The following is a 13,533-nucleotide window of genomic DNA, read 5'->3' on the forward strand; positions in this document are numbered from 1 at the left end:
CCGGTGGGTCGAGCCCGGCACAGGCGGGGCCCGTCCCGCGGATCGTGCTGCGAGACGGGCCCTGCCGGTGGGACTACTTGATCGACTCGATCGCGGTGGCGACGGTCGAGGCGAGCTCGGAGCTCAGGGGAGCGGAGCCGGCCTGAGCGGCGGCGGCCTCCTGGCCCTCCTCGCTCGCGACGTAGGAGGCGAAGGACTTGACGACCTCGCCCTTGTCGGCGTCCGCGTACTCCTGGCACACGATGAGGTAGCTGACCAGGACCATCGGCCAGGCGTCCGCCTCGGTGCCGGTGCGGTCGATCTTGATCGCGAGGTCGTTGTCCTCGCGGCCCTCGGCGATGGGCGAGGCGGCGACGACCGCCGCGGCTCCGTCGGCCGAGATGGTTGAGAACGCGTCGCCGACCTTCAGCTGGGCCATGTCCATGCCCTGGGCGCCGGACTCGTCGGCGTAGCCGATCGTGTTGGTGCCGTTCTTGACCGCGTCGACGACACCCGAGGTGCCCTTGGCGCCGTCACCGCTCTGGTACGGGAAGGTCTGCGCGGCAGGAGCGTCCCAGACGTCGCTCGCGGTGGCCGCGAGGTAGTCGGTGAAGTTCTGCGTGGTGCCCGAGTCGTCCGAGCGGTGCACGGAGGTGATGTTCGCCGACGGGAGGGTCGCGTCGGGGTTCAGGGCCTTGATCTCCGGGGCGTCCCAGGAGGTGATGGTGCCCTTGAAGATGCCAGCGATGGTGGCCGCGTCGAGCTTGAGCTCGTCGACGCCCTCCACGTTGAAGATGACCGCGATCGGCGAGATGTAGACCGGGAGGTCGATCGCCTTGGTGTCGGGGGCGCAGGCGGCGAAGGTGCCCGCGAGCTCCTCGTCCTTGAGCGCGGAGTCGGAGCCGGCGTAGTCGGCGGCGCCGTCGATGAAGTTGGTGCGGCCGGCGCCGGAGCCCTGCGGGTCGTAGTTGACCGTGACCTCGGGGTTCGCGGTCTGGAACGCGGCGGCCCAGGTGGTCTGCGCGGTGCCCTGAGCGGACGAGCCGATCCCGGTGATGGTGCCGGAGAGCGTGGAGGTGGTGGCCGAGCCGGAGCTGCCGCCTGCGGCCGGTGCCTCGTTGGCAGCGCAGGAGGTCAGCGTGATCGCTGCGACGGCGGCGACGACGGCCGCCTGGCCGAGACGCGAGAATCTCACAAGTATCCCTTTCGGGTAGGAAAGCGTGGAAAACAGAACAGGGCCTGGTGCAGCCCGCGAGCGAGAGTACGGAGGGGTCGTGTCCTGGCACCGACCGCTCGGTGAACGCGCGGTGAACGGGTCCGCCTCGGGGATTGCGGAGCGACGGGGCGGCGGGGAAGGCGCGGTGCGTCGGGCGCGTCCCGGCTGCGCGACCGGCCCGGTGCGGACGGACCCGTCGAGCCGGTCGCGCAGCGCGGCCCGGGCGGGTCAGGCCAGCGGCGTGTGCGTCTCGATCGCGACGATGCCGGAGCCGGGGTGGCCGGTGGAGAGGTGCACCACGGCGAAGCCCCCGGTCGGGAGCGCTGCCGCCTCGTCGAGGTAGGCGCCGAGAGGAGTCGCCGTGGCGAGGGCGATCTCGCGCAGGATCTCGGGGATCACCGGCCGGTGACTGCAGAGGACGGCGGTGCGGCGGGCGCGGACCCGCTTGCCGACGAGGGCGCGGACGTCGGCGGTGCCCTGCTCGTGCGCCTCCTGGCTGAGGTCGTCGCGCAGCTTGACCGGCTTCCTGACCAGACCGGACAGCGGGGCGATGGTCGACCGGCAGCGCTTGGCGGTGCTCGAGACGAGGCGGCGCGGGCGCCAGGCGGCCACAGCCTGAGCGGCGGCAGCGGCCTCGACCCGGCCGCGCCCGGTGAGGCGGCGGGTGGAGTCGCGGCCGTCCCAGGAGGAGGCGGGCACCGCCTTCGCGTGCCGCAGGACCACGATCGCGAAGGTCTCGAGCGCACCGCGTGCGGCGATCCGGGCGAACTCGTCGACGATCGTCACGTCGTGCGGATAGGTCAGGTAGCTCCGGGCCCGCTTGAGCGTCACCCACTCGAGCGCCTCGACCTCGTCGTTCGGGAGGAAGTCGGACGCCAGGACGGCCTTCTCGGTCACCTGCGCCGCCCAGTAGTAGACGGCCTTCGGGCGCCCGCTCGGCAGCGTGTACTCGGTGCACCCCAGCGGCACCCCGAGCGCCACCGAGAGCCCGGTCTCCTCGCGGATCTCGCGGACCGCGGTCTCCGGGAGGGACTCGCCCGCGTCGACCTTGCCCTTGGGCAGGCTGACGTCCCGGCGGTGCGGCCGGTGGATCACGAGGATGTGCGGGCGGCCCTCGATGATCCGCCAGCACACCGCTCCTGCTGCGTAGACGGTGCCCGTCACGGGCGTCAGCGGCTGGAGGCCCGGTTGGCGGACCGTGTCGCCGCGCGCTTGCGATGGGTGATGTGCTGCATCAGCTGGTTCTGCAGGTCGGCGAGCGGAGCGCCCTCCTCATCGAGGTGGTGCCGCGTCCAGTCGCCGTCCGGGCCGAGCCACCAGGAGGCGGTCCGCTCGTCCATCGCCCGCTCGAACATGTCGTCGATCTCGCTGAGGTGCGCCGGCTCGACGATCCGCACCAGTGCCTCGACGCGGCGGTCGAGGTTGCGGTGCATCATGTCGGCGCTGCCGATGAAGACGTCTGGCTCGCCGCCGTTGACGAAGCTGAAGATGCGGGAGTGCTCGAGGTAGCGGCCGAGGATCGAGCGCACGCGGATGGTCTCGGAGAGCCCCTCCTGGCCGGGCTTCAGCCCGCAGATGCCGCGCACCCAGACGTCGACCGGCACGCCGGCCTGGCTGGCGCGGTAGAGCGCGTCGATCACGGACTCGTCGACGATCGAGTTGACCTTGATCCGGATGCCCGAGGGCCGCCCCGCGCGGGCGTTCTCGGTCTCGGCGGCGATCCGCTTGAGCAGGCCCTTCCGGAGGTGGCGCGGTGCGACGAGCAGGCGCTTGAACTTCTTCTCGATCGCGTAGCCCGAGAGCTCGTTGAACAGGCGCGTGAGGTCCTTGCCGACCTCGGGGTCGGCCGTCAGGAGTCCGAGGTCCTCGTAGATGCGCGAGGTCTTCGGGTTGTAGTTGCCGGTGCCGATGTGGGAGTAGTGGCGGAGCACTCCGCCCTTCTCCTGGCGGATGACGAGCGCGAGCTTGCAGTGGGTCTTCAGCCCGACGAGCCCGTAGACCACGTGCACGCCCGCCTTCTCGAGCTTGCGCGCCCACGAGATGTTCGCCTGCTCGTCGAAGCGCGCCTTGATCTCGACCAGGGCGAGCACCTGCTTCCCCGACTCGGCCGCGTCGATGAGCGCCTCGACGATGGGGGAGTCGCCGGAGGTGCGGTAGAGCGTCTGCTTGATCGCGAGCACGTCCGGATCGGCCGCCGCCTGCTCGAGGAACGACTGCACGCTCGTCGCGAAGGACTCGTAGGGGTGGTGAAGGAGCACGTCGCCGCGGGAGACGGCCTTGAAGACGTCCTGCCGCTGGTTGGGCTCGCTGGGCGAGAGCTGCACCGCCGTCGTCGGGACGTGATTGGGGTACTTCAGGTCCGGGCGGTCGATCTTCTGCAGGCTGAAGAGCCCGCTGAGGTCGAGCGGGGCCGGGAGCTTGTAGACCTCCTGCGTCGTGATGTCGAGCTCGCGGACCAGCAGGCCCAGCGTCTCGTCGTCCATGTCGTCGGTGACCTCGAGGCGGATGGGCGGGCCGAACCGGCGGCGCAGCAGCTCCTTCTCGAGGGCCTTGATCAGGTTCTCGGTCTCGTCCTCGTCGACCTCGACGTCCTCGTTGCGCGTCACCCGGAACACGTGGTGGTCGAGGATCTCCATGCCGGGGAACAGGTCATCCAGCTGGTTGGCGATCAGGTCCTCGAGCGAGATGAACCGCATCGGCTCGCCCGGCGCCGCGACTCCGGCGATCCGCACGAAGCGGGGGAGCATCTGCGGCACCTTGAGGCGCGCGAACTCGACCTTCTGCGTCTTCGGGTTCCGCACCCGCACCGAGAGGTTGAGCGAGAGGCCGGAGATGTAGGGGAACGGGTGCGCCGGGTCGACCGCGAGCGGCATCAGCACCGGGAACACCTGGGCCGAGAAGTAGTCGTCCAGCACGGTGCGCTCGGCGTCGCTCAGCTCGTCCCAGCGGACGAGGTCGATGCCGCCGTCGCGCAGGGCGGGCTCGACGAGCTCCTTGAACGCTCGGGAGTGGCGCTGCTGCAGCAGGTGCGCCTTCTCCGAGATGTCGGTCAGCACGTCGACCGGCACGCGGCCGATGTTCGTCGGCAGGGCGAGCCCCGTGAGGATGCGGCGCTTGAGGCCGGCGACCCGGACCATGAAGAACTCGTCGAGGTTGGACGAGAAGATCGCGAGGAAGTTCGCCCGCTCGAGCGCCGGAACCAGCGGATCCTCCGCGAGCTCGAGCACGCGCTGGTTGAACGCGAGCCAGCTCAGCTCCCGGTCGAGGTAGCGGTTGTCGGGGAGGAGCGGGTCCGAGTGCTCCTCCTCGTCGTCGAAGTCGTCGTCGAGGTCATCGCTGAGACCGTCTTCGAGAAGCAGGTTGTCGCCGTCCATGCGACCATCCTGGCACCGCGTCCGTCCGCTCCGCGCCGCCGCTCGTGAATGCCGGATGAACGGGGCCGGGGGAGTCCCTGTGGAGGAGTGCCGGCTCAGCGCAGCGGCGCGGCGCGCTGCAGGTACTGCACGTCGACGGAGGCGTCCGTGAACCCGAGCGAGCGGTAGAGCGCCACCGCCGACCGGTTCTCGGCCTCGACGTAGAGGTCGGCCGTGGTGCAGCCGCGCTCGAGCATCCGCGCGAGCCCGGCGTTCAGCAGGGTGCGGCCGAGTCCCCGTCCGGCCGCCTCGGGGGCGACCCCGAGGACGTAGATCTCGCCGGTCGTCGATCCGGGCTCGATCTTGAGCCAGTCGTAGCCGAGGAGCGTGCCGTCGGCGTCGCGGAGCAGGAGGAAGTCGCCCTCGTCGAACCACGGCTCGGCGCGGCGGGCCGCCAGGTCCTCCTCCGTCATCCGCCCCTGCTCGGGGTGCGCGGCGAAGATCCGCGCGTTCAGGGCGATCCACTCGGCCGGAGCGAGGTCGCGGGCGTCCGAGAGGACGACGCCCTCGGGGACGCGGACCCCGGGGGCGGCGAGCGGCTCGAGCTCGAGGTGCAGGAGGGTGCGAACCGGTGCGAAGCCGTGGGAGGCCGCGAGGGCCCGGGCGGCGGGGTGGTCGCCGTGCGCCCAGGCGAGCAGGCCCGTCCGGCCGCTCGCGAGGACCTGCTCCAGGGTCGCAGTGCCGAAGCCGACCCCGCGCCACTCCGGATCGACGACGAACTCCAGCTCGCCCTGCCCGAGGATCGCCGCCGCCACGACCACGTCGGCGCGCAGCCCCACGAGGAGGGTGCGCGAGCCGGCCCGGGCGTCGACGAGAGTCTGATCGCTGAAGGGGGGCTGGTGGTCGAACCAGGCGGCGCGCCCGATCAGGTGCTCGAGGCCGGCCGCCACCGCGGGATCGGCCAGGTCCTCAACGGACAGGTTGAGCGACTCGCTCATTGTCCTCTTCGTACACGTTGAAGCGGTATCCGACGTTGCGGACCGTGCCGATCAGCGACTCCAGGTCGCCGAGCTTCGCGCGGAGGCGCCGCACGTGCACGTCGACCGTGCGGGTGCCGCCGAAGTAGTCGTAGCCCCACACCTCGCTCAGCAGCTGCTCGCGGGTGAAGACGCGCGAGGGGTGCGTGGCGAAGAAGCGGAGGAGCTCGAACTCCTTGAAGGTGAGGTCGAGCGGGCGCCCGTGAACCTTGGCGGAGTAGCTGGCCTCGTCGATCACGACGCCCGAGGCCTGGATGCGCGAGGTCGACTGCTCCTGCGCCAGCCGGCCGATCACCAGGCGGATGCGGGCGTCGACCTCGGCGGGGCCGGCCGAGTCGAGGATGACGTCGTTGACGCCCCAGTCGGCCGAGACGGCCGTGAGCCCGCCCTCAGTGAGGATCAGGATGAGGGGGACGTTGATGCCCGTGGTCGTGAGGATCTTGCAGAGCGACTTGGCGCTGGCGAGGTCCTGCCGCGCATCGACCAGGATCAGATCGCAGCTCGGGGCGTTCACGAGCTGGGCGGGCTCCGCGGGGATCTGCCGGGTCCGGTGGCTGAGGAGCCCCAGTGCGGGGAGCACCTCGGCGCCTCCCGCCGAGGTCAGTATCAACAACTGCGCCACGGATCCTCCAGAACTGGTCTGCCCGCAATACTAGCGGCGGGCCGGGAGGGGCGTCCGCCTGGGGCACAATTGTCGGATGGGCAGGGATCGGGTGGGCATCGGAGTCGTCTGGGCGCTCGCACTCGCGGGCTCCGTGCTGACGCTGGCGATCGCCGCTCCGGAGTCCCGGCAGCTCTGGCTCGCGCTGACGTTCGGCGGCTGCGTGCTCGCGACCTTCGCGGTGCAGCTCGCCGTGGCCCGCGCCGAGGGGTACCTCCTCCGCGCGATGACGAGCATCGTCGGAGCGATGGCCGTGGTCGCGGTCGCGAGCGGGATCGCCCTCCTGCTCCCCGCCTGAGCGGTCGCGCCCTCCCGTCCCGAGCGCCCGGATCCGCACCGCCTGAGCGGTCGCGTCCGCCCCGCCCCTGCGTCGGAGGCGGCGGGTAGGATGAGCGCATGCTTCTCGCCCTGGAACTCTTCTACCTCGGTCTGCTCGGGCTCGCCTCCCTCGCCATCGCGTGGGTCTCCGGCGTGGTCGTCTACAAGCTCTACCGCGGCCAGCGCTAGCCGCCGCCGGAGCCCGAGTGATCTCGCTTCCGTCGGGCCTGCCGCCCGAGCTCGTCCCCCTGTCCTGGCTGCTCGGCGTCTGGGAGGGCTCGGGCGTCATCGACTACACGATCGGCGACGACTCCGTCCAGGCCGAGTTCGGCCATCGCATCAGCTTCAGCTACGACGGCCTCCCGTACCTCAACTACAACTCCTACACGTGGCTGATCGAGGAGGGCGCCGAGGAGGCGCCCCGGCCGCTGGTCACCGAGACCGGCTACTGGCGCCTCAGCCGCGCTCTGACCGACTCCGACGCCGGCCCGGGAATGCTGCCCGGCCGCGGCGCACCCGCCTTCCCCGACGCGGAGTCCGTCGAGACGCTGCGCAACGCCGCCGGCGGGTTCGACATCGAGGTCTCGCTCGTGCACCCGGACGGGGTCAGCGAGCTCTACCTCGGCCAGGTCAAGGGGCCGCGGATCGACCTCGCGACTGACGCGGTGATGCGCACCGCCGCGGCGAAGGACTACGCCGCCGCCACGCGCCTCTACGGCCTGGTCGACGACCACCTGCTCTGGGCGTGGGACATCGCCGCGCTCGGCCAGGGCCTGCGGACCCACTCCTCCGGACGGCTCGCCCGTGTCGACTGACGCGCTCTCCCCGCTCCTGGCCGCCCCGGGCGCGGTCGCGACGACGAGCGCCGCCGAGCCCGGCGTCGCCGCCCACTATGGCGAGCCCTTCCGCGAGCAGCGTGCTCTCGCCGCGGGCACCGCGCTCGTCGACCTCTCCGGCCGCGGCGTCGTGACCGTCACGGGGCCGGACCGTCTCACCTGGATCGACTCGCTCACCAGCCAGGCCGTCTCGCGCCTCGCTCCCGGCGCGTCGGCCGAGACGCTCCTGCTCGACCCGACCGGCCGGATCGAGCACGTCATCCGCCTCGTCGACGACGGCGAGACCGCCTGGCTCCTGCTCGACCGCGACGAGACGGCCGGCCTGGCCGCCTGGCTCGACCGGATGCGCTTCATGCTCCGCGTCGAGGTCGTCGACCGCACCGACGACTTCGCGACCCTCGCCGCCCTCGGCGACGGGCCGGCCCTGACGCTCGCTCTGTCCCTGGCCGAGGAGCCCGTCGTCTGGAGCGACCCGTGGTCGCAGGTCCAGCCGGGCGGCTGGCAGTACGCGCTGACCACAGAGCACCCCGGGGCCTCCTGGGAGCTCCGCGAGGTCCTGGTCCCGCGAGCGGCCCTCGAGGCCCTCGCGGAGACGGCCGTCGGGAGGGGAGTGGCCCTCGCCGGGGTCGACGCACTCGAGGCCCTGCGCATCGCCGCCTGGCGCCCGCGCCACGCGACCGAGGTCGACGAGCGGTCCATCCCGCACGAGCTCGACCTGCTCCGCTCGAGCGTGCATCTCGCCAAGGGCTGCTACCGGGGCCAGGAGACGGTGGCGAAGGTGCACAACCTCGGGCACCCGCCGCGGCGCCTGGTCCTGCTGCAGCTCGACGGCTCCGACTCGGTCCTCCCCGCCCACGGCGACGTCGTCACGGCGCTCAAGGGCGGCGAGCCGGTCGAGGTCGGCACGGTCACCTCCAGCGCCTGGCACTACGAGGACGGACCGGTCGCCCTCGCGGTCGTCAAGCGGAGCGTCCCGGTTGACCTCGAGCTGACCGTGCTGGCCGGCGACTCGCGCGTGGCCGCGGCCCAGGAGGTCGTGGTCCCGCCCGGAGCCGGAGCGGAGGCGGGAGTGCCCCGCCTGCCCCGCCTCGGGGCGACGACCAGGTAGGCCACGCCGTGGTGGCCGCACGTCCCGCCGAGCGGGGCCGGGCGGCCGAGCGGCTGCGCGGTCTCGTCCGGACCCCCGAGCTGAGTCCCGCGCGCGCCCTCGCCCGCGCGGGGGCGTCGCTCCCGGCAGTGCTGCAGATCGTGCTCGCGGCGACCCTCGCCTACTCCGTCGCGCACTTCGTCCTCGGGCACCCCGCGCCGGTGCTGGCGCTGACGGCCACGATCTCGAGCCTCGGCATCGCGCGCGACACCCGCCCCAAGCAGGTGGCCGAGACAGCGACGGGGATGCTCATCGGCATCACGGCCAGCGAGGTCCTGCTCCTGCTGTGGGGGAGCGGCGTCTGGCAGCTCGCCGTCGTCCTCGCGATCGTCTTCACGCTCGGCCGGGCCCTCTCGCCCTCGCCGGGGTTCGCCGTGGCCGCCGGGACCCAGGCGATGCTGGTGATGGTCCTCCCTGCGCCGGACGGAGGCGTCTTCACCCGGAGCGTCGACGGCCTGATCGGCGGGCTCGCGGCGCTGCTCTGCACGGCGATCGTGCCCCGCCCGCCGCTGCGCACGGCGCGGGCCGAGGCGCACCGGCTCCTCACCGCGCTCAGCCGGACCGTGGAGGAGCTGGCCGAGGCGCTCCGCCGGGGCGACTCCTCGGCGTCCACCGCAGCCCTCGAGCGGATCCGCGGGACGCAGCCGGTCATCGACGGCTGGACCGCGGCGCTCGACTCCGCGACCGGCGTCGCCCGGATCTCGCCGTTCGTCCGTCGGCACCGCGGCGAGCTCTCCCGCCAGGCCGTGATGCTGTCCGCGCTGGACCTCGCGACCCGGAATCTGCGCATCGTCGCGCGCCGCACCGACTTCCTCGTCGGGGACGGCGCCCCGCGGCCGGCGCTCGCCGGAGCGGTCGCCGCCCTCGGCCCGGGCATCGCGCTGCTCGGCCGCGCGGTCGCCGATCCGTCGGTGCTCGCCCTGGCGCGTCAGGACCTCGTGCTGCTCGCGACCACGCTCGACCCCCAGCGGCTGATCCCGGAGGCGCGCCTCGCCGAGAAGACGGTGCTCGTCCTGCTCCGCCCGCTCGTCGTCGACCTGCTCACGGCGACCGGCGCCGCTCCCGCCGAGGCTCGGGCCGCCCTGCCCCCGCTCGCCTAGGGCTCAGGAGGTCCGGTGCTCAGGCCCGGCGCTCAGGTCCGGCGCTCAGCAGGAGGGGGCGACCGCCTCCCACGCGACCGTCACCTCGCCCAGGCGCCAGCGCCGCGGCCCGCCGAGGACCGGCCACTCCGGCCGGAGGTCCCGGATCGCCGCGATCCAGCGCTGACCCGGACCGTAGACGGCGAGAGGGGCGTTCAGCGTCCACGCCCGCTCGAGGGCGGAGAGGAAGGCGTGCACGCCCTCGCCGGGCACGTTGCGGTGGATGAGGGCCTTCGGCAGGCGCTCGGCCGCCGTCATCGGCGAGGGGATCGCCGCGAGCCGGAGCGAGAGGGTCAGCGAGCGCGGGCCCTCCCGGCCGACCTCGACCCAGGTGCAGATGCGGCCGATCTCGTCGCAGGTGCCCTCGACCAGGACGCCGTCGGGCTGCAGGCGGTCCGTCATCGTCGCCCAGGCTGACTGCACCGCCTCCTCGTCGTACTGGCGGAGCACGTTGAAGGCGCGGATGACGTCCGCCCGCCGCCCCGCGGGCAGGGGCACCTCGAAGCCGCCGCGCTCGAAGCGCACGCGCGCGTCCGCGGGGAACGGCGTGCCGCCCTCCCTCACCCGGGCGAGCTGGCGCCGAGCGGTGTCGACCCGTGCGGGCTCGATCTCGAGGCCGAGCACCTCGACGTCGGGCGCGGCCCGGACGAGCCGGCGGTGCAGCTCGAGCGTGGTGACCGCGCTCGCCCCGAAGCCGAGATCGACGACGAGCGGGGAGTCGGTGCTGCGCAGGACGGGCAGCTCGGCGAGCCGGCGGTCGACCCGGCGGAGGCGGTTCGTGCCCGTCGTTCCGCGGGTGACGGCTCCGATGGGCATGCTCTCCAGCGTATCCGCGGGCGAGGGGGCCGCCTCTAAGCTGGACGCATGTCCGAGACCTACACCCTCATCCTCGTGCGCCACGGCAACAGCGAGTGGAACCAGAAGAACCTGTTCACCGGCTGGGTCGACGTGCGCCTGACCGAGCAGGGAGTCGCGGAGGCCACTCGCGCCGGCGAGCTGCTGACCGAGGCGGGCCTGCACCCCGACATCGTCTACACGTCGCGCCAGACCCGGGCGATCCAGACCGCCAACATCGCCCTCGAGGTCGCCGACCGCCTGTGGATCGACGTCAAGCGCTCCTGGCGCCTCAACGAGCGCCACTACGGCGCCCTGCAGGGCAAGGACAAGGCGCAGACCCTCGCCGAGTACGGCCCCGAGCAGTTCCAGACCTGGCGCCGCTCCTTCGACGTGCCGCCGCCCCCGCTCGACGACGACGACCAGTACTCGCAGGCGCACGACGAGCGCTACGCCGACCTCGGCGACGCCCTGCCCCGCACCGAGTCGCTGAAGCTCGTCATCGAGCGGATGCTTCCGTACTGGGAGTCCGACATCAAGCCGGACCTCGCCTCGGGCAAGACCGTCATGATCACCGCGCACGGCAACTCCCTCCGCGCGCTGGTGAAGACGCTCGACGGCATCTCGGACTCGGACATCGCGGAGCTCAACATCCCGACCGGGATCCCGCTCGTCTACGAGCTGAACGAGGACTTCGAGCCCATCGGGGAGGCGCGCTACCTCGACCCCGAGGCCGCGGCCGCCGGTGCCGCCGCCGTCGCCGCCCAGGGCGCCAAGAAGTAGCACCGCCCCGCACGCGCGAACGGCCCGCCCGAGTCCTCGACTCCGGCGGGCCGTTCCCGTCCGCAGCTCCGACGGGGACGGCACGGACACGTCCGGCCCGCAGGAGACGATCGTTCCTGCGGGCCGGACGGTGAGACGGGCCGGAGCCCGAGGTGTCGACTAGGAGTAGTCGCCCGAGATCAGGTACTGGACCTTCTTGGCGATCGACACGGCGTGGTCGGCGAAGCGCTCGTGGTAGCGGCTGGCGAGGGTCGCGTCGACGGTGTCCGCTGCCTGGCCCTTCCACGCCTCGCTGAGCACCTTGTCGAAGACGCTGACGTGCAGCTCGTCGATCTTGTCGTCCTCGTCGCGGATCTCCTCGGCGATGCGCGGATCCTGCGAGCGGAGCAGGTCGGTCAGCTTGTGCGCGACGACCACGTCGAGGCGGCCCATCTCGACGAACGTCGGACGCAGGCTCTTGGGGACCACCTTGTCGGGGAAGCGGTAGCGCGAGAGCTGGGCGATGTGCTCGGCGATGTCGCCCATCCGCTCGAGCGACGCGCTGATGCGCAGCGCCGAGACGACGATCCGCAGGTCGCGGGCGACCGGGTTCTGCCGGGCGAGGATGTCGATCGCGAGCTCGTCGAGGCTGATGGCCAGCTCGTCGATGCGCGCGTCGCTCGCGATGACCTCCTCCGCGAGGGTGACGTCGGAGTGGTTGAACGCCTGGGTCGCCTTCTCGATGGCGATCTCGACGAGTCCGGAGATCTCGACGAGTCGTTCCTGGACCTCGGCCAGCTCCTGCTGGAAAACTTCGCGCATCTGTGTTCGACCCTCTCTACGGCGCGCGCGGACGACGGCGCCGGATCTGCGGCGAGCACCTCGCACGCCGCTGCGACTGCACTCCGTGGGCGCAGGCGCAGTCATGATGACCACGGCAGGTTAACGGACGGTGCCGGGCGTTTGAACAGTACTCGACCCCCGGAGGATCGACGGGCGTCCGGTAGGGGGACGCCCGGTGGATGGTTAGCCTGGGTCCGTGGATTCGGGCTTGATCGTGGTTCTGTCGCTCGTTCTCGGTGTCGCGATCGGGATCCTTCTGACGACCGTGCTCACGCTCGCCGCCCGCCAGGGCCGCATCGCGCAGGACGTGATCTCGGTCGGGCTCCCCGAGGGGATCGAGGCGATCATCGACGCCGTCGGCTCGCCCGCCTTCGTGACCGACCCGTCGCACAACGTGCTGAAGGCGTCCACCCGCGCCGTCGCGCTCGGCCTGGTCTCGCAGGACACGCTGCTCCACCCCGACCTCGCCGCCATCGTCGACCGCGTCCGCCGCTTCGGCGACGACATCGTCCAGGACCTCGAGCTCGCGACCAGCCCGCTCTCCGACGCCGCCGTGACGCTCGTCGTCCACGCGACCCGCCTCGGCTCCCGCTACGTCCTCGTCATCGCCGAGGACCACACCGAGGCGCGCCGGCTCGAGGCCGTCCGCCGGGACTTCGTCGCCAACATCTCCCACGAGCTGAAGACCCCGATCGGCGCAGTCGGCCTGCTCGCCGAGGCCCTCGACTCCGCCGCCGACGACCCCCAGCAGGTGCGCCGCTTCGCGCACCGGCTGACCCAGGAGTCGCACCGCCTCGCGAAGATCACCCGCGAGATCATCGAGCTCTCCCGACTCCAGGCCGCCGACGTCGCCGGCTCCGCCGAGATCATCCGCGTCGACGACGTCGTCACGGCGGCGCTCGAGACCACCCACGTCATGGCGGAGTCGCACGACGTCACCCTGGTCAAGGGCGGGATGAAGAAGGCCTACGTCGTGGGGCAGGAGAAGATGCTCGTCTCGGCGCTGCACAACCTCCTCGCCAACGCCATCCAGTACTCGCCCGCCGGCTCCCGCGTGGGCATCGGCGTCCGCTCCACCGGCGGCGTCGTCGAGATCGCCGTCACCGACCAGGGCATCGGCATCCCGGAGGAGGACCTCGACCGGGTGTTCGAGCGCTTCTACCGCGTCGACCAGGCCCGCTCCCGCCACACCGGCGGCACCGGCCTCGGCCTCAGCATCGTCAAGCACGCCGTGCAGAACCACGGCGGCGACGTCCGCGTCTGGTCCAAGCCCGGCCGCGGCTCCACCTTCACCATCCGGCTCCCCGAAGCCGACCCCGCCCGGACGCCCTTCGCGGCGACCGCCCCGATAGGAGAACACGCGTGACCAGCATCCTGCTCGTCGAGGACGAGAGCGCCCTCAGCGAGC

13 protein-coding genes are annotated in these 13,533 nt (G+C 72.2%); 6 read left to right on the forward strand and 7 right to left on the reverse strand.

Translation table 11 applies throughout. The features are described from left to right. Positions 1-73 precede the first annotated feature (73 nt). The 5 genes from pstS to C5C82_RS01385 all read right to left on the reverse strand — a co-directional run bounded on the left by pstS (position 74) and on the right by C5C82_RS01385 (position 6,207). Complete coding sequence (gene pstS / locus C5C82_RS01365) at positions 74-1,174, reverse strand: phosphate ABC transporter substrate-binding protein PstS (protein ID WP_104233897.1); 1,101 nt, start codon at positions 1,172-1,174, stop codon at positions 74-76. A 249-nt stretch (positions 1,175-1,423) separates the two neighbouring features. Next, positions 1,424-2,359: an NUDIX domain-containing protein gene (locus C5C82_RS01370; protein WP_104224703.1), complete on the reverse strand. Its 936-nt coding sequence runs from the start codon at positions 2,357-2,359 to the stop codon at positions 1,424-1,426. A gap of 5 nt (positions 2,360-2,364) precedes the next feature. Continuing rightward, entirely contained in the window at positions 2,365-4,569 is a 2,205-nt protein-coding gene (locus C5C82_RS01375) for an RNA degradosome polyphosphate kinase (protein ID WP_104224702.1), read from the reverse strand. A gap of 95 nt (positions 4,570-4,664) precedes the next feature. Then, positions 4,665-5,546 carry a mycothiol synthase gene (gene mshD, locus C5C82_RS01380; RefSeq protein WP_104354501.1) on the reverse strand — a complete coding sequence of 294 codons (882 nt, stop codon included), beginning with the start codon at positions 5,544-5,546 and terminating at the stop codon, positions 4,665-4,667. Then, positions 5,518-6,207, reverse strand: a complete 690-nt coding sequence (locus tag C5C82_RS01385) for a winged helix-turn-helix domain-containing protein (protein WP_104224700.1) — start codon at positions 6,205-6,207, stop codon at positions 5,518-5,520. Before C5C82_RS01385 ends, mshD begins: the two co-directional genes overlap by 29 nt. Positions 6,208-6,283: 76 nt before the next feature. On the opposite strand from C5C82_RS01385, the gene C5C82_RS01390 reads away from it, so the two are divergent. The 4 genes from C5C82_RS01390 to C5C82_RS01405 all read left to right on the forward strand — a co-directional run bounded on the left by C5C82_RS01390 (position 6,284) and on the right by C5C82_RS01405 (position 9,647). After that, positions 6,284-6,544, forward strand: coding sequence for a hypothetical protein (locus tag C5C82_RS01390; protein WP_146076503.1), 261 nt, complete (start codon positions 6,284-6,286; stop codon positions 6,542-6,544). A 226-nt stretch (positions 6,545-6,770) separates the two neighbouring features. Next, positions 6,771-7,379 carry an FABP family protein gene (locus C5C82_RS01395; RefSeq protein WP_104224698.1) on the forward strand — a complete coding sequence of 203 codons (609 nt, stop codon included), beginning with the start codon at positions 6,771-6,773 and terminating at the stop codon, positions 7,377-7,379. Then, a complete protein-coding gene (locus tag C5C82_RS01400; protein WP_104354502.1) occupies positions 7,369-8,508 on the forward strand; it encodes a folate-binding protein YgfZ in 1,140 nt (379 codons plus the stop codon). Before C5C82_RS01395 ends, C5C82_RS01400 begins: the two co-directional genes overlap by 11 nt. An 11-nt stretch (positions 8,509-8,519) precedes the next feature. Further along, positions 8,520-9,647, forward strand: coding sequence for an aromatic acid exporter family protein (locus C5C82_RS01405; RefSeq protein ID WP_146085940.1), 1,128 nt, complete (start codon positions 8,520-8,522; stop codon positions 9,645-9,647). A 45-nt stretch (positions 9,648-9,692) separates the two neighbouring features. On the opposite strand, the gene C5C82_RS01410 is transcribed toward C5C82_RS01405, so the two are convergent. Continuing rightward, positions 9,693-10,502 carry a class I SAM-dependent methyltransferase gene (locus C5C82_RS01410; RefSeq protein WP_104354503.1) on the reverse strand — a complete coding sequence of 270 codons (810 nt, stop codon included), beginning with the start codon at positions 10,500-10,502 and terminating at the stop codon, positions 9,693-9,695. Positions 10,503-10,550: 48 nt separating this feature from the next. On the opposite strand from C5C82_RS01410, the gene C5C82_RS01415 reads away from it, so the two are divergent. Beyond that, on the forward strand, positions 10,551-11,303 hold the full coding sequence (locus tag C5C82_RS01415; protein ID WP_104224694.1) for a phosphoglyceromutase: 753 nt from the start codon (positions 10,551-10,553) through the stop codon (positions 11,301-11,303). A 159-nt stretch (positions 11,304-11,462) separates the two neighbouring features. Here C5C82_RS01415 and phoU read toward each other — a convergent pair whose 3' ends face one another. Then, complete coding sequence (gene phoU, locus C5C82_RS01420) at positions 11,463-12,104, reverse strand: phosphate signaling complex protein PhoU (RefSeq protein ID WP_104224693.1); 642 nt, start codon at positions 12,102-12,104, stop codon at positions 11,463-11,465. Positions 12,105-12,321: 217 nt separating this feature from the next. Here phoU and C5C82_RS01425 point away from each other — a divergent pair, with 217 nt between their 5' ends. Further along, entirely contained in the window at positions 12,322-13,491 is a 1,170-nt protein-coding gene (locus C5C82_RS01425; protein WP_104224692.1) for a cell wall metabolism sensor histidine kinase WalK, read from the forward strand. Positions 13,492-13,533 lie beyond the last annotated feature (42 nt).

This window comes from Rathayibacter sp. AY1D5 (assembly GCF_002932515.1).
GTDB lineage: Bacteria > Actinomycetota > Actinomycetes > Actinomycetales > Microbacteriaceae > Rathayibacter.

Bases quoted from the DNA above. Each gene is read 5' to 3' on its own strand.
- C5C82_RS01375 (WP_104224702.1), bottom strand. From the start codon at position 4,569: ATGGACGGCGACAACCTGCTTCTCGAAGACGGTCTCAGCGATGACCTC.
- mshD (WP_104354501.1), bottom strand. From the start codon at position 5,546: ATGAGCGAGTCGCTCAACCTGTCCGTTGAGGACCTGGCCGATCCCGCG.
- C5C82_RS01390 (WP_146076503.1), top strand. From the start codon at position 6,284: ATGGGCAGGGATCGGGTGGGCATCGGAGTCGTCTGGGCGCTCGCACTC.
- C5C82_RS01410 (WP_104354503.1), bottom strand. From the start codon at position 10,502: ATGCCCATCGGAGCCGTCACCCGCGGAACGACGGGCACGAACCGCCTC.
- C5C82_RS01415 (WP_104224694.1), top strand. From the start codon at position 10,551: ATGTCCGAGACCTACACCCTCATCCTCGTGCGCCACGGCAACAGCGAG.
- phoU (WP_104224693.1), bottom strand. From the start codon at position 12,104: ATGCGCGAAGTTTTCCAGCAGGAGCTGGCCGAGGTCCAGGAACGACTC.